Source organism: Bacillus cereus group sp. BfR-BA-01441, from assembly GCF_022663075.1.
GTDB lineage: Bacteria > Bacillota > Bacilli > Bacillales > Bacillaceae_G > Bacillus_A > Bacillus_A cereus.
Window position 1 is genome coordinate 1 of record NZ_JAKUEU010000059.1, and the last position, 19,800, is coordinate 19,800.

Below are 19,800 nucleotides of genomic sequence, written 5' to 3' on the forward strand. Positions count from 1 at the left end.
GTCAAAATAATCAATTTAAACTTAGACAAATAACTGGCATACAATTTCATAATAAGAGATCCTATACTATCGAAATACATCTATTACAAATTCCCTTTAACGTTTTCAACAATCTCATTTATCGTATTCCGATCAAACTTATCACTAATTTCATATGACTCACGATCTCCTACGAATTGCACGCCTACGATATCATTGCGATCCTTACCGTATTGCACTTCAATAATAGATCCACGCTCTATTTGTTTCCAAATGAGACCTGCTTCATCTTTATTATCTAAAATAATGCAGTCTTCAATATTTTCATCAATCCCAATTAATTTATTATCATCCATATATCCAATCTCGTATTGTTGCCGTTCTTTCGCTTTGCCACTTACTAATATACCTTTGCTACCATATGAGTAATCCATATAGTCCTTTTTCTCCGTTTGTACCGCTTTCGGCTTTTGTGCTTCAGCTTTTTCAGCAGCCCCACAACCTGTAATAAGACTGATTGGCATAACCACTATTAATACGAATCTAGTAAATTTCTTTATCATTTGTAACCAACCTCATATATTTAATGTAAAACTCCATTTATTACTTCTATTAAAGAATAACATGATATTAAGTAAACAGAACGAAAAATAACATATTCTTTACATACTCGCACTTTAATGAAGGACTAGGCCATTTAAACCTAGTCCTTCATAACTTTAACTTTGCTTCACATACTTAATTGTATGAAATGACGTCTCATTAAATAATTGCAAGTTTTCCCCATCATAATCTTGAACTTTATATGCTATTTTCTTTTTTTGAATTGTATCTTCTACACCGTCTACTAAACGTTTATTGAGATGTAAATAGATTGTAAAAGCTTCCTTATCATATTCCCAAGTGCCTTCAATATAATTCTTTTTATTTGGATACTCACCTTTACCATACGTTTCAAATGTCTTATCACCTTTTAGAATAAGTGACATAATGAAACCGTCTGTTCCTTTGAATCCCCAATTACCGATTAATTCCGTACCATCTTTCACATTCTTCATAACGTTATCCGTATTAATTCCAGCTTTCTTATCTAACTCTTTCAAATCTTTCACAGATACTGTACCGTCACCGATTTTAATATCCCCTTCAAGATCTTTGAATGCCTTAAGCCAGTAAATATCTCCTTCTTTCACTAGCTTTTCAGATTTCTCTATTAACTCTTTATCAGTCTTATCACCTTTTTCTCTTTTTTCTTTTCTGGTGAATACTTCATTTATTAAAGAAAAAGACTCTCTAAAATAACTAATTGCTTTTTCAAAATCTTTTTGTTGGTTTACATACTCTGCAGGGGGATCTATCGACTCAAATTTATCTAACACTTTGTTTAATTCTTTCACACTATCTACTATATCTGATTTCTTTTTCTTACCGTCAAAAACCTCTCTTGTAATATTGTTATGCTCCGCAAACAACTTATCAAACTCTACCCCTAATTTATACACTTTATTAGGATAGTCTTCCTTTGAAACTTTTTCTTTCTTACTATTAGACTTCGATTCTTTTACTTTAGACTCTTCCGTTTTCTCCTGTTTAGAAGTGTTCGTTTTCTCAGAAACTCCACAACCAAATAACATCATGACCGGAACTGCTACCCCTAGTAGTTTCTTTGCATTCATGACTAATTTCTCCTTCTACTTGAATAGATTACTCTTGCTATACCCATCCTCTTTTTTATCTTGTAATTAAAGTTACAATCGCAATAACTCCTAGAATCGGTCCCCAATATTCCATTTTTATAAAAAATAATGAGTGCTTTTTGTTAAACATAACTTTTTCACCAGTTTCGGCATCTATATAAACTTTCCCATCTGGCTTATTAATATATTTACCTAAATACCAAGACATAACCCCTGATATAATAAACATTACCGCCATTGGCCAACTATGGTCTTGAAAATATGTAGCGTCCCCCGTTATAGATCCAAAGATAGCCTTACCCAAAAGAGTATTAATAATTACAATAATTGCGACCAAAAAACCCCAACCAGACCAAATAATCATTTATTTCTCCTCCTAAAGCATACAACTTTGTACTTTATGTTAATTTGAACTGCAAACGAAAATGTTTAAAAAACCGAATATTCAGACGTTAATAATTATATTTAGCTTACATTCGACTCTAACTTTAATGTCCTAAATGCAAATGAACCAGATATAATTTGTAAAATTGTCGGAATAAGTAAAAAGAATAATGACATAAATAACATAACTATAGGAATCACAATCATACAAACTCCATAAACTTTATTATTAACCTTGTTTACTAAACACGATAAAATGAACAATCCTATTTGAACCGTTAAAATAATAGAGTAATAAGCTAAAAGTTCGTAATCAACACCTTCCATAATATTAAACGCTACAACTATTAATATTATGGAAATAATAATTCCCAAAATGCCACCAATTAAACCTAATACAAATTCAGGTGTTCTTTTCAATTCAATCCCCCTTTTTTGAAAAACTAACAACTTGTATATTTTTCCCATTCACCATCATACCAAATATTTATTGGAAAAACTATACAAATCATTTTTATTCTACTGTACTTTGCTTCTAACTATAGATAGCTTGTAGCAGTCACAAAATCAAAAGCTTCAAAATTACTAACCGGTTTCGATACTTTTAGAAAGTAGACATACCCCTTGAATACAATTAGTATTAACATATGAAATACGAAAGGCTTAAAAAGGCTTTCACATGAAGAAAGGAAGTTGCACAACTATGGATTTTAAAACAGTTATGCAAGAACTTGAATCTCTAGGTAAGGAACGAACGAAAAAAATATACATATCTAACGGTGCGCATGAGCCAGTATTCGGAGTTGCTACAGGTGCTATGAAACCAATCGCTAAAAAAATAAAATTAAATCAAGAGTTAGCTGAAGAGCTTTATGCCACAGGTAACTACGATGCTATGTACTTTGCAGGTATTATTGCCGATCCAAAAGCTATGAGTGAGTCTGATTTTGATCGCTGGATAGACGGGGCATATTTTTATATGCTATCCGATTATGTGGTGGCAGTAACTTTATCAGAGTCAAATATCGCACAAGATGTTGCTGATAAATGGATTGCAAGTGGGGACGAGCTTAAAATGTCTGCAGGCTGGAGTTGCTACTGTTGGCTTTTAGGAAACCGCAAAGACAATGAATTTTCCGAAAGTAAAATTTCCGATATGCTTGAAATGGTGAAAGATACAATTCATCATTCTCCAGAACGAACAAAATCCGCTATGAATAATTTCCTAAACACTGTGGCAATCTCATATGTACCACTACATGAAAAAGCAGTCGAGATTGCAAAAGAAGTTGGTATAGTTGAAGTCAAACGTGATAATAAAAAAAGCAGTTTGTTAAATGCTTCTGAAAGTATTCAGAAAGAACTTGATAGAGGAAGACTTGGTTTCAAGCGTAAGTATGTAAGGTGTTAAAAGTATGAAGGTGTCAATCTAGGAGAGATTGACACCTTTTTAGTGGACATTACTAGACTAACGGAGCTGCAAGTTAAAGGGAACCAATCATTCATCTCCCACTATACATCTCAAACTTCTTCTTTCAATTTATATACCCTATCTCTTTTCTCATCATCTTTGATAAAAATAAGTTTTCCTTCTGTAACAAAACCTTCTAATAGTAAACATACTTGTCCATATGCTTTAGGCTTATTCGTAGTGAATCTTTCATCGGGTATTTTACCAGATCGTATTAATCGTTCACATAGCTCAAGCGCACTTATTTCTTCAGAATCAATTAATTCTAAAATATCTTTTTGTAATGGTGATAAAGGGGCTGGTACCTTACATACCTCAGCTACCTCCACCTTTTCTTTTTCTTCTTCAAATAAATCTTCAAATGAAATTTGATTCATTACACCTGTTCCTTTCTAACAATTGATTTATATAACATGAATTGAATTCTATAGGTACGAAAACTTTAAATATTAGTCATTGTTATGTAGTGCTTACCTCGTTACATGAATTTCAAACTCATGTACATCATTTCATATAGTATATTTTGATTATACCAAATATACGTTCTGTCTTCTATTGTAGAATTTTTATAACAGAAATGAAAGTAATAGTGAACCTTTTTCTTCTCTTTAGTTGTATAGAAAACTATGTAAAAAGTTTACATAATAAAATTATACTGATCTGTTAAATTTCTACGCAAAAAAGCACTTGTTGCCTCAAGTAGAGAATCAAGTGCTTTAAGTTCATTTTTTAAAATAGCATAAATTTGTAAGTTTTGTAGTAACAGTATGACACCTTTTATATGTGGTAACAACTACTACATTAAAACTTACGAGTTTGTACGAGTTCGTTAGTTTAATATACATTCCATGTGTTTATATTCATCGCCATGTAAAATGTCATCTCGCCTAAGCTCGTACTTCGTTTTCTATTCTATCATTGCACACAGTACTCCATGATGGTACAACCATCATGGAGTATGTATTTTCAAACAACCTATTATTTTTTCTATCCACTTCACATAAACTTTGTTTTTCATTGATTTATATATGTGTTAATGTGTTTCGTTATCATATTCGCTTGTAGAATATAAATTAAGTAGTAAGTCTAAGTCATTTGAACGAATCCTATATCTCTATTTACCTAGTAATAAAATATCTACTTATTCTATTATTGTACTGGCCCCATAAAACTAGTAATAATAAGAATATGTTCCTTTAATTTGACCTTTTTTAAGTTCTCTACTTTTTCTGCTCCACCTAAACCTAATAGAGGTGTATAACCAAAACACTCCTCGTAATCTAACTCATTATATTGTTTAAGCGCTTCAGGATAAGGTTGCCAAGATAAATCTTCATCTCTAAATTCTAAATCAGTAATATTTTGAAAGAAAAATTCAAATGTAAACATAATGGTCTTTACTATACCATACCTGTAATTAAGTAATCTAACATATCCATCTGACCAAATAACCAAGTCTCCCATACCCGTAGCAAACAATACTATTGAATCCTTATATCTTTGACTACTCTCCTCCAAAATCTCTTTAAATTCCTCTGGATTTACACTTTTAAAATACCCTTGCATAAATGTACCAAATCCATAATTACTCCATAAATTTATTATTTCATTAGGTACTACATGTTTATACTTTTCAATGATTTCACTCGGAACTTTATTATGCAACTTAAAATCTTTTAAATATTGTTCCATCTAAACTCCTCCTCTAATGTGTTAATTTTACATTCAAATAAGTACTTTTTAGTTGTTCTGGTGTCATGTTTTTGGCTAATTCCTTAATTTGTTCATCAACAATATCAATTCTATACCGCCATTGACTACCTATAGAAGAATTAATCCTTTTATCTCCCATACCTCCTATTATTTTTACCTTTCCACCTGCTATCTGGTCAGGGTTGTGAAGTGCAGCTTGAGTATCTAGCCATTCCTTGGCTTTTTTCTTGGCATTTGATAACGTTAATCCTTCTCTTTGTAGTTCATTTACCTTTTGTACATAAGCTTCTTCTCTAGCAGCTTGTTGAGCAGCATTCCCTTCAATAGCTCGCCCCTGTGCTATGTATCTTTCACGATTTTTTTAAATACTCATCCACTGTAAGCTCATTCATACCTTTTTCTTGGTCTTTTAATTGTCTCGCAAACTCTTCTGAATCATGTTTTACATTTCTATTAAAGTTCACTTCAATTTCTTTTATTTTAGGTACATCATTTAAATGCTTACCATTACCCGTACCCTTAGCAAGTTGATAAGCGTCATCCTTAGCTACCGTACTTGCCTTTGAAAACTTTCCAACTACTTCTCCAACAGTTGAAGATTCTATATAAGGAAGCTTCATTCCTATTCCAGTATCCACCGTCCTAACTGCTACTGGAATAGGAGTATTTTTCATAGCATCTAATGCATTTTTTTAAGTCTTATTTTCCTTAAGCGATTGTACCACATTATTTCTACGCTAAAACGCAAAAAAGCACTTGTTGCCTTTAATTGACAATCAAGCGCTTTAAGTTCATATGTTTTTAAATAGCATAAATTTGTAAGTTTTGTAGTAAAAGTATGACACCTTTTGTATGTCATGACAACTACTATGTTAAAACTTACGAGTTTGTACGAGTTCGTTAATTTAATATCCATTCCATGTCTTTATATTCGTCGCACAATAAAATGTCTTCTCGCCTAAGCTCGTACTTCATTTTCTATTCTATCATTGCACATAATACTCTATGATGGTACAACCATCATGAGGTCTTTACTTTTTAACAGCCTATTCTTTTTCGTTCTCATGCCTTACCTGGCTGCGTATACAATTTTAGTACCACATGCTTTATCACTCTAGTATATAACCTATAAATCCAGCAATAAATACTTAGACAGTTACTGTAGCTAATCGTGTTAGTTTCCTTCACTAAATCACAAACTATTCATCCCATTCCTCATATACAACTGACCCCATATGAATTAAATTTCCACTTATAAATTTAACTTCATCTATATCTCCATCGTACTCAAAATCATATAATCTAATAACAGAATCATAGATTTCTGGCAATTCTTCCCCGTAATGTTCCACAAATTGTGATAAAATTTCCGTTTCGTAAGAGGAACCACTTAAAAGGGTAGTCAACGATGTAGTGGAGTCCTCTATCAAGGTGCTCTCTAATAAATCTTGGTTATAATCAATAAAATCGAGATTAAAGTCTCTCATGAATTTAGATTGAGTTCTATCCCCAACTTCATCAAACTTAATCTCAACATATTCTTTTAGGCTTTGCTTAGTTCTAAAATTACCTATCCATAAAGACATTACGCCTGGATTTTCCATAATGAATCCCCCTATATACAAATTATAGTAACATCAATTATCTTAAGCCTTCAGGTAATGAATTTATTCCATCTTCCAATCTATAATGTGCTCAATTTTTTAATCTTCTTTTAAATGTACTATAATCTAGAGAACTATCAATAATTTTTAACAACTCATTATTTGCTGTAGTAGAACCTATATCACCATGTTTACTTATTGGATTAACAAAATGAACTTTTTTCACCCTTAATAAAACGATTAAATGGACAAAAAAATCCACAGTGTAAAAGTTTATCACTGTGGATTCTTACATTTATTTTTCTTGGTAATGCACCATATCATAAGGGTAGTACGAAGTATCTTTCAAAGTTGAGTCATCTAATTTTAAAATTTTTACGATTGCTCCACTTTCAAAACTCCAGTAACCACTATAAATGTCATTTTTATTTTTATTTTCATGTGCATCGTACCCTGTTTCCGAATAAGTTCTCAAGAAACTTTCACTATAATAATTGGCTTTGAATTATCTCGACCGCTTTCTAGTTTAACATGCCCATGACTTGCTTTAGCCATTTCACTTTATTCTTTAAAAATCTTTCTCCTTCGCTCATAGAATCTAGTGAAATAGCACATGCTATCTTAATTCTAATTTAAGTTGCTGTTTTAACAACTTCAATAATATCATGAAAATCTCGTGATAATTCTTCATTTCTACCATCTTTATACATGAAATATCCTTCCAATCCTCTATGAATAATAGCAAACATAGTAGGATGGAAATTTTTATCTGTGGAATTAATAAGAAACTGGCTAAATTGAACAGCAGACTCTAAAGAATAATTTAGTTTTTCGTTTAAAATCTGAATCATAGCACCTTGTATGTCAACAGGTTTAATATTTTTTTCGTGTCCTAATCCATTAAACATTCCAAAAAGGTATGCACCTAAGATTTGCTTTTCTTGTTCATCATTGATGTCTATTTTAAAAACCTTATATATGGTAGTATTTATAATATTCATACATTCATTAAGGAAATCTTTATTTTCTTCCAAAAAACTTCACTCCTTATCATATAACTTTTATATTTCCTTTAGGATATTCTCCAGTCCACCCACATGGAATATAACCATTTATATATACTTCGTATAAACAATTATAAAATTCAGACTCGCATACTAAAGAATAACTTTTATATAGTGCGATATTCATTATATCAAATAAAATTTGACTTTTCATGTTTTCTAAAAGTTGTCCTTCACTAATCAGAACAGACAATTTTTCATCAACAACGGGAATAATTTCCTTTTTTATATCCATCGCTAAATTATTCCAATTTTTATTATACATTTCTTTATAATTCTTTGATAAATGTGAAGTAACATCTCCTATTTTATCTAAACAAAGGTTCTCCCACTTTAATTGATTAATACTTTTACTAGCCAATTTTAAAGTTGGTACTATCTCAAAATCAACTTCTAATTTTCTAGTGTGTGATAAAAAATCAATTCTACATAAAGACTGCACGACTTCATTTTCTAATCTCACTTTATTTCCTCCATCAAGGTTTTGGTTTTGGTAAATTAATTCTCCCCGGTATTCTAGGCACGAAATCATCAGCCAAAAGACCAGCATTTATTTGTTGCTTGATCGCTTCTGAAACTGCTTTGTTTACTTGTGCTTCTGATAACCCTGCATTAATTAAAGAATCTCTCAATGCATTGTTATAGTCTGTTAAATTAGGCTTAAGCCCTGCTAGATCTCCATTTTTCCTGTAAATATTCCAAAAATCTTCTAAACTTTTATGAGCATTGTAATGGGGGCTATCTATATCTTTAAATATATTTCCTTCCAATTTTACAGAAAGTCCGTCATTTCTTGGAATATAGTCTCTAAAAGCAGCATCTTGATTCAAATGATGTGCTTGACCTGAAATTTCTTTATTTTTCCTCAGATTTTTGTATGAATCAATTAAGATATCATCGAATTCATTAGCCCCACTGGCTCCCTTACCAATATTATCCGTACCCTTACTAGCAAGAGAAGCCTCTACACCCTTAATCTTATCATCTATAATCTTATTACTTTCTGCACTATGCTTATCCACCCAGTTTTGGAAATCTGTACCACCTTGTTTAGATAATAGTAAGCCATTTCCGTCAACTTCAAAACTTGCCGATTTGGCTGTCCTATCATCTATGCTTTTGGCTATTTTTTCGCCAAATTGATACATCTTTTCATTTCCAGATTTCTCTATTTTAAGGCTCGCTAGTTTCAAACGGTCAAGCATAATAGCTTTATTATCACGCAATGATTGTACCACATTTTTACCCAAATTTGGATTAAAACCAGGCATTCCTTCTTTGAATTTTAATAATTTGGCTAAATCAGCTAATTCACTCGTGCCTTTGAATGCTTTTACTCCTTTTCCTACTGCTCCAACAACTGGGATTGCATCTAATCCGCCAAAAATGATGTTTCCTACCCGCTCTTCTTGGCTCAATTTCCTATGTGTTCCCCAGTCTTCTCCGTCGATACCGCTTTTTATTTGTACAGCGCCGTATACAACTGCCGCAGCGGCCCCGAGTGGTGGACAAAGGATTGTTGTGATGATGATTCCTACGCCTATTCCTATGTCTCGCACCATTTCTAGTTTTTTCTGTTCATCTTCTATTGATTTGTATTCAAATCCTCGTGTGGATGGGACTACTTTCTTGTATTCTTCATAATTTAATTTTGCATCTGGATTTTGTTTTTTTAGTTCTTTGTATTCTGCCCTAAGTACGTTATCAAATGCAGGAGAATCTCTAAAAATATCTTCTACTGTTATTTTATCTTTCTTCTTCTGTATTGTTTGTGGTACACTTCCGTAGCCCGCATGCGCACCTGGTAATACTGTCGTTGTTGTAGAGCCAATTCGGTTATTTGTTTCAAAACTGAGAATAGATGTATCTCTCATTTTTTGAGCGAATTTATCCATTTCTACTAAAAAAGGTTTATCTATATGTTCAGACACCAATCGCCCTGCTTCTCCGCAATATTTTTGTAATGTCGTATAACTATCAAGTAATTCCCCGATTTTTTGCGATTGATCTTTAGGATTAAAATGTATACTACCATCCGAGTCTAAATCTCGTATTCTTCCATCAATTCTTTTTAATGATTCATTTGCTTCCCGTAATTTCATGAGTGCATCTTTTGTAATTCGATTCATACCATCCCCCATGTTTTGCCATGGTTCAGGTCTATATTTCACATCCATCTCGTTTTCATCCCCCCAGCCGTATGGTGATTTCTACAACTTACTTAATATTTCACGTAATTGTTCGTCCTTTTCAAGCATTTCTACACATACATTCCCTACAACTGTCGCTGACCTAGAATAGTGTTCAGCCAATTCTAGTGTTTTGTGTAATATATCAGGATATTTTTCAATTACTCTCATCGCTTCACCTTTTTGATAAAAATCACAGCTTAATAAACTCTCAATATTCGTTCCAATGACGTCTACATGGATTTTATATATATTTTCTAACTTCATTACTATATCTAGTAGTTCTTGAAAATTAACTAATACTTCTTCTCCACCACCAGAACCACTATCTCCCATTGATACTTGCATTATTGAATACCTCCTAACGAGAATTGTCTCGGGTCAATTAACTTTTTATATGGCATTTTTAACACGTCATACAATTTCTTATTAACCGCATAGAGGCTCACCCAGTCATATCGATTACGATCTACATCTATTTGAACGAAATCTTCTCCTTCAGTGAAATATAAGAAACATTCCCATTTTCCTCCTCTATTACTTCGAGGCCTCGTATACGTTTCTATCGCTATAACGTTTTTATTTGATAAATCTTTTTCCTCAAATGTTTGTTGTTCTTCTTCTGTCATTCTCTTTGAGAAAAATGTATCTTCTATTTCCCTCGGTTCTCTCAATAAGAAAGGGATGCGTGTTAATAAGGAAAAATATACGTCTGGCTTTGGTATGTAGTCGATCTCGTATTTTTTATTTGGTTCTATTTCCGTTAATACAGCCACTCGGTCTTTATCCTCTTTCAAAAAGCCAATTAATACATTATTCATTCTCGTGTATTCATGACAACTTTCATATTCCTTTAATAGTTCAATTATTTGAAAAGCTGCAGGGGTAATTCCATTTTCACTTGTAAGTAGGCCTTTTTCTTTTAAACTCGTAGTTGCTTTCGTGACACATTCTGCATCAAGTAAAATAATTGCGTCACGGTTTGGCAATCCAAATATATCGGTAACCCCAGCTGCACCTGCGAGAACATATAATTCAGCAGGTGCAAAACTCATTTCTTTCCCCATTCTTTTATCCCTCGTTTCTCCATCACAGTTGTTTTATCGCCCTTACTTCCGATTTATCTCCGTACGTTTGAATGCTTTTATCTAACTCTTTCAAAGCTTTCGTATGTCCTTCAAATGCCTCTACCATTTCTGAATTATATTGAATGATCAAATCAAGATAACTTAAAAAGGCATCTCTCGTTTTTCCATTCCATTTCGCACCTGTGACATATGCTTTTAAGTCTTTCGCTTGGTTTAAAGAATCCTTCATACCATTTTCAATGTTTTGTGCGTAAGAAATGGCACTTGCGGTGTTACTTCCTATAATTTCAACCTCTTTACCACTCATGTTGGTTCCCTCCATTCTTTGTATGCTTAATGGATAAAGTTTTCAAATTCCTTTTTCTTTTCTTCAAAAGCCTTGGTCGCTGCAGCGTATGCTGACGCTTTCTCCGATTCTGCTTTCGCTTTATATTCCAAATACTTTGCATAAGCTGTACTTTTCGCAGATCCAATATCGCTTAATGCACTTTTAAAATAGGATAATACTGTATTTAAGTCTTCATCCTTTTCATGACGTTTTTGTTCAAATTCAACTGCCGGAATTTTATTAGCTTCTAAGCCATTACTTTTACTCTCATACTCTCTCTTCGCTGATTCAGCCTCTTGAATGAATTGCTTTAACTCTCTTTCTTTATCTTTTAAATAATCATGTAAATCATCATACCGATCTCGTTTCCTCGCACTTTCTGTAAAACCAGACGCATTTAAAAAAGCATTGTACAATTCATCTAACATCTTTCTCCCCCTTTAGCACAATAACTATGTAGTTAAATTCGTATATTTAAACATGAATATTCATTACATTAAGAATTAACAAATAATTATTTTTACATATTGCTATTTTATCAAAGGGATTTTAACATTTCCATATTTTATGAATGGCTTTCGCATTTTTCTTCAATAAAGTGAAACTTTAATCAATATGACTATGTATTTATGTGCAGAAATAATAAAAAACACTGCCAGGCGCAGTGTTTTTTATTACTACCTTCTATCCAATTCATTCATATTAAATTCTTGCTTGAGAGTAAGACCCATTCTTTCTTATTTCATCAACAACTATTTCTGGATAATCCCAATGAAGCGTACGAGTAGACTCCCGGATTCGTTTTACTATTCCTTGGGCTGTTTTATTTTTATATTCATTCCAATATTTTGGCTCAGTCGCTCTTAAAAGAACGATAGAAAAAGGATCTGATATGAATATCAGATCCTTAACTTTAATTTCTTAATACATACATCTTTTTACACGATAACTGGTTCATACGTGCTCAAATTATCATACTCAGTTTTTACAATACTAGGCGGAAGGTTAACACATCCTCAGATTCACCTTTTCCTGTAGCAGTGCATAATGTTTAATAAAATTAAAGCATATTTTTACTTACCAGACTTAATTTTTTCGTTATATTCTTCTAAAGTTAACCCTTTTTCTTTTAGATAAACAGCAACTTCTTTTCCTACATAACGATAGTGCCATGGCTCATACTTAATGCCAGTAATATTCTCTTTATCTTTTGGATAGCGGAGAGTAAATCCATATTCTGCAGCATTCTTATCTAACCATTTGAATGCATCGGTAGTTTCAAATTTTGCATTTAAATCTTCTACAGTATTCTGCCATTCAACTGAAATAATGTCTAACGCTAATCCAGTATGATGTTCACTTGCACCAGGATACTGAAGATATTCCAATGCCTTAGCACTAGCCTCTTTATCCGACAAGCCTTGAGATTTATAGCTTTTAACTGAAGCATCATAATAAGTTTGTTGTAATTTTATAGCTCGATAACCTGATCTTAAATAAAGATTGATTCCCTCTTTTTTTGCAGCTGCTACCATATCCTGATAGGAAGTTGCAATTCTACTATCTATTTTCATATTTGGCTTCGCATTTTGGGTGATACTTGTTAATTCAATTCCTAGTTCCTTTGATAACATATGCTCTCTATTTACAAGGATAATTCTCCAATCATTAACATCAGAGATAGGTAAAACATCTTTTTTCTTCGCATGTATTTCATTTTTATTTTTATCGTTATTATTAGTAGTTGCCTGAGATGTTTGCTTTCCACTACAAGCAGCCAGACTCCATCCCATTGCCAATACCAATGCTAAAATTATAAATTTTTTAATTGTATCTCATTCCCTTTTTGTTTATTAATCTTTATACCAATTTCCCAACACGTCTCTAGGAATCTCCTTGAAATCCTTCAAAGAAACCGGGCCGACAAATTTTTTAATTCCATGTTTTTTAGAATTTTCATCCGAATAATCTTTTAAAAATTGAATTTTAAATTGTTTCTTACCATCAGCATAGTCGGTTACTGTCGGTACGATTGCCGCTTGTCGTATACCAAAAGTTTTATCTTCATACTTAACAAATTGTACATAAGATAATCCTCCAACCAATGTTTCTAGTTTTTCTTGCGCAGAAATAAGATTTCCAAGAGAATAATAGATTAGCGTTTCATGTCCATCTTTATTTTGTTTCCACTCAATTGGTTGAATTACATGTGGATGATTTCCAATTACTACATCTACACCTAAATCTGTTAAATATTGAGCAACTTCTTTTTGTTGCTTTGAAGGTGTTGAGGTATATTCTACTCCCCAATGCACCATAACAATCACCATATCAGAGCTACTCTTCGCCTTTTCCACATCATTTTGTATCGCTTTTTTATCAATTAAATTTAAAGCCCAAGACTTATCAGCTGGAATTTTAATTCCATTCGTACCATATGTATAATTTAGTAACGCAAAACGAATACCATTTTTTGTAATCGTTTTTATTTCATTACGCTCGTTTTGACTCTCATTAATACCTACCGGGATAACATCCGGATATTTCTTCCAGTATTCTCTTGTATTCGCAACACCTTTAATACCCATATCCATAGCGTGATTTGTCGCTTGCGTCACTATATTGAATCCAGTGTCCACTAAAGATTGGCCTACTTCTTCAGGTGTATTGAAAGTCGGATATCCTTGTACTTTTAAATTATTTCCGGCAATCGGAGTCTCCTGGTTCACGATAGCAAGATCACTTGATTTAACAGCTTTTTTGATATTTTCATAAATATAATTATAATCATATGAACCGTCTTTTTGTTTGCCATCTTTAATTACTGCGTCATGATATAAATTATCACCCGTTGCTATTAAATTCACAACCGATTGTACTTTTTTATCTTCCGTAAAATTAGGAGACTGTTGGATAGGACTTTTATCTACCCAATTTGGTGCTTTTAATGATGTATCTATATTGGATTCAGCCGGTGGTAATGAAGCTTTAGATGTCTTAACATCAGTATTACCACAAGCGGTTAAAAGCACTAAAAAAATAAGACATACTAAAAAAAACTTTTTACTTCTCTGTAAAGTATCTAACATGTGATCCTCTTTTCTGTTTTATTCCTTATAACTAGTTCTAACAAATCATTCTTTACAACAACGTATTTTGGTTTTACCCTTAATTATGGAAGGACACTCTATTACACCTGCTTCGGAATATACTAATAATTGTTTTCCGCTTTCTAGCAATCTATCGATTCCATCAGAAGTGATAGATTGCTAGAAAAACATGATCCATCAGGATGTCGACTAGTTTGATATACCTATTCCAATTGCAGTAACTCGTTTAATATTTAAACAAGATAGGAGAATCGTTCATATAGCCTCTTCTCTCGCTTTATGTTTAAGGTGCCTCCAAAAAAAGGGATCGTTGCTGTACCCCTTTACATAGTGCGAAATTTTTGCAACTAATTTCTTTCATTCAAGCGACAAACATTATACCGATAACAATAAGTAAGACCCAAGAACTTATTTTACCAATATACGAAAAAAGTAGCAATCTTTTGTCCCATATAAAGAAGCCCATTAGGAGAAATGAACGAGAGATTCATTCTATTCAATTCCTGCATTGATTAATAAAAAAACAAGCCACCCAACTATTGGATGGCTCTATACTATAAAGAGAATTTGTTATTGGATTACTTCAATTTCCCTTCAAAAACAATCTTCCTACCGCACGGTTCAACTACTGTTTTACCGTCTTTTTTTACTTCATGAAAGATTGGCTCTTCCATACGACGAGACGGAGCGTAGCCTTCTTGTTCCATACGTGCTAAGCAGTCTGTAATTGTTTCATTTTCAAGTACTTCAAATTTCTTTTTATTAGGTTGTTTTGTCATGCCCTAACCTACTTTCTATTTTTCTTGATGCAAATTGATTTTTCATGTAGACCATATATAACATTGCGAGAATTCCCATTATAATCATAACCGCAATAAAAAAGCTTGTATACTGTATTTTTTCTATAAATACGCCGCCTAATACAGGTCCCATAATACTTCCTAAACTAAAAGCGATTCCGGATAATATATTACCTGCCGGTAGTAAATGTCTCGGTAATAAATCAGTCATAAATCCAAGCCCTAAAGAGAAGCACGATCCAATAACCATACCCGCTAAAAGCATGCAGGCAAAGACGATCCAGTAATATTGATCAAATACGGCGGCAAGTAGAAAAATGCCCGTACTTATGCTAAACGTCCACGTTAATATACGGTCCCTTCCGTATTTATCACTCAATATACCGAGCGGAATTTGTGTAATAATACCCCCAACTGCAAATGCTGGTAATAAGAAGGATACATCTGAAACAGACCACCCTTTACGAAGTGCGTATACTGGTAAGTTACTGTTTAACATTGCTTCAAGTACGCCATATGCAAGTGGTCCCAGCAGTGCAATCCATCCTAATCCAACAACTTGTTTATAACGAGAAAATGATGATTCACTCTTCACTTCTCTTTCATCTTGCGCTGGGAATGCATTTTTTGTTGGAAGTAGTAAAAGCCAACCTATTAAACAAAGTATAGTAGATATAATAAATGGTGTCGCAAGACCGTACTGCACAGTGCTTGCTAAATACGGACCAACAGCAAAACCAATTCCGAAGAATACACCGTATATCGATACTTGTCTCCCTATTTTACTTGGGTCTGATGTTGTCGTGATCCATGTTTGTGTTCCGACATGAAGCATATGATCTCCAACTCCAACTAGAAATCTAAGGATAAACCATACCCAAAATGAAAATGTTTGTGTAAAAAAGAATAATGAAATAATAACGAGAAACCCACCTATAACAATAATCGGCTTCATTCCAAACCTTTGCATCGGTTTTTCAAGAAACGGCGAAATAACTAATATCCCAATGTACAATGCCGTCGCATGAATACCATTAATACTTGAACTAACCCCTTCTTGTTCAAAAATCATTGCAATGGCCGGTAAGAGCATTCCTTGTGATAAACCCGAGATTGCTACAATCCCAACCATAATCCAAAAAGTAAAACGCATTGACATCCCTTTCCCTCTCCTTCTCACGCTTCCACTTTTCATTATAAACCGTTTCTGCAAATGCGTGTACGAATATTCGCAATAAAAAACAAGCTAAAAGAATGAATCTTTTAGCTTGTTACCTTATCCTTCCCAAACTTGTGCTTTCACATTGTTATGAAATTGCTTAAAGTATGGATGTTTATAAAAAGCAGTTTCATATAAGTATTGCTGTGCGTTAGCGATTGGTGGCTGCGGATATTGCATTTGTAAAGGAACTACAGCTGGCGAAACTTGCATATACAGCGGTTTTATCATCATTTTTGTATATGCGTAATGATTATATGGCGAATAAGCGATGAAAAATGGTTGATGCATTGATAATCTCCCCTTTAACATACAAATGTTATAGTATATGCAATACTGCTCATTTCGGGGATTATTTCTGTTCTAACCAATTCTCTACATGTTTTATAAATACATCTAAACAATCAATAAACGGCGAGTGTCCGCAATCTTCTAATACCTTCAACTCTGCATTTGGCAAATGTTTCGCTAATTCCTCACCGACTACTTGCGGAACGACATAATCTCTATCTCCTTGTATGACGAGTGTTGGCGCTTTAATACGATGAATTTGTTTACTTCCCTCTACAACCCCATTATGTTCATCTGAAATATTAAATGTAATGAGCGCATAATTCACATCTACGAAATTACGTTGCGTTAACATATCATCTAAATACTTTTCATAACGGTCCGGTTCAGGTTGATTATGTGTATATATTAATAAATTCCATACTGTACGGTAATATAGTTTGTTCATATTTTTTATCGCGTCTAATACTGGAGCAATTTGTACTGGATCTTGCGCAATTTCTTCTTTCGTCTTTACTAAACTTGATACAATTGGCTGCCCATTCGTATCTTTTTTAAAGATTGGGTAACCTTTCATTCCTACTGATTCTACTAAAATTAACTTTTCTACAAAAGTTGGGTGATTCGCTGTAAATTGCATCGCAACGCCACCGCCCATTGACCAGCCCATTAAGGAGAATTTCTCTAGCTTTAACTCGTCGATAAATAATTTTACATCGTCTGCAAAGTCTTGTAATGAATCTATCGACTGATTATACGTTGATTGTCCAAACCCTCTTAAATCAAGAGCGTAAATATGGTATTGATTTTGCAACTTTTCAATGACTAAATCCCAATGTTGTGACGATGTCATGTTCCCGTGAATGAGTACAAGAATATCTGTATTTCGCCTTCCAACTTCCTGATATGCAATCGTTTCTCCGTTCGATAGTGAAACAAACTCCATTGTTGCAGGCTTAATCATCACAAGTTCCCCCATTCTATTTAATAGAAAGAAAATTCTTTACTTAATTAAAGAATAGCACGTAGAATATACGTTCGCAACATAAAACCTATAAGAATTTTTTACATAAATCAACATGTCTATTACTAGACAATTATTATAAAAAAGTATATAGTTAGCTAGGTAACTAATTTGAAAGGATCAAAATACATGGACGAAAAACAACATTTTTTTCACATCGTCAGCCAGACTTCTCGAAAGTTTACGAAGAAATTTAATGAACGTGTATCTCCAACAGGGTTATTTAGTGCGCAATGGGCTGTTATTTTCCGCATTAATCAAACTGGTTCTTGTACGCAAACAGAATTGTGCCAGTATTTAAATGTTGAATCACCAACGATGACTCGTACGTTAACACGTATGGAAACGATGGGATGGATTATTCGTACAGAAGGTAAAGATCGCCGCGAGAAGCTCATTTCTTTATCCGAAACAGCGATAAAGATGATTCCAGTATGGCAAGAAGAAGTTGATACTTTCGAAGAAAAAACGCTAGAAGGTATTAATGAAGATGATTTACATCAAGCATTTCAAGTGTTACAACAAATTATTAAAAATTTAGATTAAATTGGAGGGATGACGATGCAAAGTGAGAAACTTTGGACGAAGGATTTCCTCGGAACTTGTTTTAGTAGTCTATTTCTTTTCTTAACATTTTACATGCTTATGACTACTCTGCCTGTCTATGTCATAGACGGCCTAAAAGGAAAACCTGAGGAAATTGGTTTAGTTGCAACTGTGTTTCTTATTTCTTCTGTTTTATGTAGACCATTCACAGGAAAATGGCTCGATGATTTAGGAAGAAAGAAAATATTATTTATTTCACTTTCATTATTTTTAGCCGCTACTGTTATGTATTTCGGTGCGCAAAGTTTATTCTTATTACTTGCCCTTCGCTTCTTGCACGGTATTGGGTTCGGGATGGCAACGACAGCTACTGGTACGATTGTAACTGATGTTGCGCCAGCTCATCGACGAGGCGAAGCGCTTGCATATTTCGGCGTATTTATGAGTCTGCCGATGGTAATTGGTCCTTTTTTAGGTTTAACAATTATTTCTCATTTTTCGTTTACAGTATTATTTATCGTTTGTTCCGTATTTTCATTACTTGCATTTTTATTAGGACTACTTGTAGATATTCCGCACGAAGCACCTGTTAGCAAACAAAAACGTGAAAAAATGAAATGGAAAGACTTAATCGAACCATCTTCTATTCCGATTGCACTTACAGGATTTGTTTTAGCCTTTTCTTATAGTGGTATTTTATCCTTTATTCCTATTTATGCAAAAGAACTCGGTTTAAGTGAAATTGCAAGTTACTTCTTTATTTTATACGCACTTGTTGTTGTCATTTCTCGTCCATTTACAGGAAAGATTTTTGATCGCTTCGGTGAAAATGTACTTGTTTACCCTGCTATCATTATTTTCACAATCGGAATGTTCATATTAAGCCAAGCACAAACTTCATTTTGGTTCCTTGGCGCAGGTATGCTAATCGGTTTAGGTTACGGAACATTAATTCCGAGTTTCCAAACGATTGCGATTTCTGCCGCTCCAAACCATAGACGTGGTTCTGCGACAGCTACGTATTTCTCATTCTTTGATAGTGGTATTGGTTTTGGTTCTTTCATTTTAGGTATTGTCGCAGCGAAATCCAGTTATCATAATATGTATTTTATCGCAGCTATTATCGTTGCGTTCACTTTACTTTTATATTATGGATTACACGGACGAAAACAAAAATTCAAGAAACAACCTACAGACGGAAAAATTTCCGCTTAACGTTAATAAGGAAAGTAAACTTCCCCGTTTACTTTCCTTATTTTGTATTTCTTTCAAGACGAGCGTATACTTATAGTA

General features: G+C 33.4%; 23 protein-coding genes and 2 pseudogenes. 3 read left to right on the forward strand and 22 right to left on the reverse strand.

All coding sequences use genetic code 11. The annotated features are described in order from the left end of the window. Window positions 1-83: 83 nt before the first annotated feature. From MR107_RS21070 to MR107_RS21085, 4 genes are all read right to left on the reverse strand, one after another. Complete coding sequence (locus MR107_RS21070; protein WP_006915118.1) at window positions 84-542, reverse strand: hypothetical protein; 459 nt, start codon at window positions 540-542, stop codon at window positions 84-86. A gap of 156 nt (window positions 543-698) precedes the next feature. Further along, window positions 699-1,655, reverse strand: a complete 957-nt coding sequence (locus MR107_RS21075; RefSeq protein WP_048538244.1) for a DUF3994 domain-containing protein — start codon at window positions 1,653-1,655, stop codon at window positions 699-701. A 55-nt stretch (window positions 1,656-1,710) separates the two neighbouring features. Next, window positions 1,711-2,040, reverse strand: coding sequence for a hypothetical protein (locus MR107_RS21080; RefSeq protein ID WP_000587853.1), 330 nt, complete (start codon window positions 2,038-2,040; stop codon window positions 1,711-1,713). Between the two features lie 101 nt (window positions 2,041-2,141). Beyond that, window positions 2,142-2,480 carry a DUF4064 domain-containing protein gene (locus MR107_RS21085; protein WP_000831724.1) on the reverse strand — a complete coding sequence of 113 codons (339 nt, stop codon included), beginning with the start codon at window positions 2,478-2,480 and terminating at the stop codon, window positions 2,142-2,144. A gap of 283 nt (window positions 2,481-2,763) precedes the next feature. On the opposite strand from MR107_RS21085, the gene MR107_RS21090 reads away from it, so the two are divergent. Next, window positions 2,764-3,471, forward strand: a complete 708-nt coding sequence (locus MR107_RS21090) for a DNA alkylation repair protein (RefSeq protein ID WP_000346349.1) — start codon at window positions 2,764-2,766, stop codon at window positions 3,469-3,471. A gap of 110 nt (window positions 3,472-3,581) precedes the next feature. Here MR107_RS21090 and MR107_RS21095 read toward each other — a convergent pair whose 3' ends face one another. From MR107_RS21095 to phaZ, 18 genes and pseudogenes are all read right to left on the reverse strand, one after another. Then, entirely contained in the window at window positions 3,582-3,908 is a 327-nt protein-coding gene (locus MR107_RS21095; RefSeq protein ID WP_001071909.1) for a DUF3895 domain-containing protein, read from the reverse strand. 772 nt (window positions 3,909-4,680) lie between these two features. Then, window positions 4,681-5,223 carry a T6SS immunity protein Tdi1 domain-containing protein gene (locus tag MR107_RS21100; protein WP_048519269.1) on the reverse strand — a complete coding sequence of 181 codons (543 nt, stop codon included), beginning with the start codon at window positions 5,221-5,223 and terminating at the stop codon, window positions 4,681-4,683. Window positions 5,224-5,236: 13 nt separating this feature from the next. Then, window positions 5,237-5,972 (reverse strand): annotated as a pseudogene (locus MR107_RS31735) (polymorphic toxin type 15 domain-containing protein); the annotation flags it as partial. 471 nt (window positions 5,973-6,443) lie between these two features. Beyond that, a complete protein-coding gene (locus MR107_RS21110; protein WP_000431157.1) occupies window positions 6,444-6,848 on the reverse strand; it encodes an immunity 22 family protein in 405 nt (134 codons plus the stop codon). A 295-nt stretch (window positions 6,849-7,143) separates the two neighbouring features. Continuing rightward, window positions 7,144-7,350 (reverse strand): annotated as a pseudogene (locus tag MR107_RS21115) (PoNe immunity protein domain-containing protein); the annotation flags it as partial. Between the two features lie 130 nt (window positions 7,351-7,480). Next, window positions 7,481-7,882, reverse strand: a complete 402-nt coding sequence (gene imm48, locus MR107_RS21120; protein WP_000392122.1) for an Imm48 family immunity protein — start codon at window positions 7,880-7,882, stop codon at window positions 7,481-7,483. A gap of 16 nt (window positions 7,883-7,898) precedes the next feature. Then, the gene (locus tag MR107_RS21125) at window positions 7,899-8,375 is read right to left on the reverse strand and encodes a hypothetical protein (RefSeq protein ID WP_001235346.1); all 477 of its coding nucleotides are present in this window, start codon (window positions 8,373-8,375) and stop codon (window positions 7,899-7,901) included. A 13-nt stretch (window positions 8,376-8,388) separates the two neighbouring features. Beyond that, complete coding sequence (locus tag MR107_RS21130) at window positions 8,389-10,089, reverse strand: hypothetical protein (RefSeq protein ID WP_242292671.1); 1,701 nt, start codon at window positions 10,087-10,089, stop codon at window positions 8,389-8,391. A gap of 33 nt (window positions 10,090-10,122) precedes the next feature. Beyond that, window positions 10,123-10,449: a hypothetical protein gene (locus tag MR107_RS21135; RefSeq protein WP_001198201.1), complete on the reverse strand. Its 327-nt coding sequence runs from the start codon at window positions 10,447-10,449 to the stop codon at window positions 10,123-10,125. After that, window positions 10,449-11,168 carry a DUF5081 family protein gene (locus MR107_RS21140; RefSeq protein WP_000514125.1) on the reverse strand — a complete coding sequence of 240 codons (720 nt, stop codon included), beginning with the start codon at window positions 11,166-11,168 and terminating at the stop codon, window positions 10,449-10,451. The genes MR107_RS21135 and MR107_RS21140 overlap by 1 nt, the downstream gene beginning before the upstream one ends. Window positions 11,169-11,190: 22 nt before the next feature. Next, window positions 11,191-11,496, reverse strand: a complete 306-nt coding sequence (locus tag MR107_RS21145) for a WXG100 family type VII secretion target (protein WP_000014535.1) — start codon at window positions 11,494-11,496, stop codon at window positions 11,191-11,193. Between the two features lie 26 nt (window positions 11,497-11,522). Further along, entirely contained in the window at window positions 11,523-11,945 is a 423-nt protein-coding gene (locus MR107_RS21150; protein ID WP_000883462.1) for a hypothetical protein, read from the reverse strand. Between the two features lie 645 nt (window positions 11,946-12,590). Then, window positions 12,591-13,322, reverse strand: a complete 732-nt coding sequence (locus tag MR107_RS21155; protein WP_000241986.1) for a M15 family metallopeptidase — start codon at window positions 13,320-13,322, stop codon at window positions 12,591-12,593. A 48-nt stretch (window positions 13,323-13,370) separates the two neighbouring features. Beyond that, the gene (locus MR107_RS21160; RefSeq protein WP_000887602.1) at window positions 13,371-14,606 is read right to left on the reverse strand and encodes a CapA family protein; all 1,236 of its coding nucleotides are present in this window, start codon (window positions 14,604-14,606) and stop codon (window positions 13,371-13,373) included. A 599-nt stretch (window positions 14,607-15,205) separates the two neighbouring features. After that, window positions 15,206-15,406, reverse strand: a complete 201-nt coding sequence (locus tag MR107_RS21165; RefSeq protein ID WP_000166303.1) for an NETI motif-containing protein — start codon at window positions 15,404-15,406, stop codon at window positions 15,206-15,208. Further along, on the reverse strand, window positions 15,390-16,586 hold the full coding sequence (locus MR107_RS21170; protein WP_000062798.1) for an MFS transporter: 1,197 nt from the start codon (window positions 16,584-16,586) through the stop codon (window positions 15,390-15,392). The genes MR107_RS21165 and MR107_RS21170 overlap by 17 nt, the downstream gene beginning before the upstream one ends. Window positions 16,587-16,703: 117 nt before the next feature. Next, the gene (locus tag MR107_RS21175) at window positions 16,704-16,937 is read right to left on the reverse strand and encodes a hypothetical protein (protein ID WP_000554159.1); all 234 of its coding nucleotides are present in this window, start codon (window positions 16,935-16,937) and stop codon (window positions 16,704-16,706) included. 61 nt (window positions 16,938-16,998) lie between these two features. Further along, the gene (gene phaZ, locus MR107_RS21180) at window positions 16,999-17,901 is read right to left on the reverse strand and encodes an intracellular short-chain-length polyhydroxyalkanoate depolymerase (RefSeq protein WP_048657056.1); all 903 of its coding nucleotides are present in this window, start codon (window positions 17,899-17,901) and stop codon (window positions 16,999-17,001) included. Window positions 17,902-18,090: 189 nt separating this feature from the next. Between phaZ and MR107_RS21185 the strand changes: the two genes are divergently transcribed. Together MR107_RS21185 and MR107_RS21190 are read left to right on the forward strand one after the other, a co-directional pair. After that, the gene (locus MR107_RS21185) at window positions 18,091-18,507 is read left to right on the forward strand and encodes a MarR family winged helix-turn-helix transcriptional regulator (RefSeq protein WP_000343680.1); all 417 of its coding nucleotides are present in this window, start codon (window positions 18,091-18,093) and stop codon (window positions 18,505-18,507) included. A gap of 15 nt (window positions 18,508-18,522) precedes the next feature. After that, window positions 18,523-19,722 carry an MFS transporter gene (locus MR107_RS21190; RefSeq protein ID WP_001190318.1) on the forward strand — a complete coding sequence of 400 codons (1,200 nt, stop codon included), beginning with the start codon at window positions 18,523-18,525 and terminating at the stop codon, window positions 19,720-19,722. Window positions 19,723-19,800: the final 78 nt, after the last annotated feature.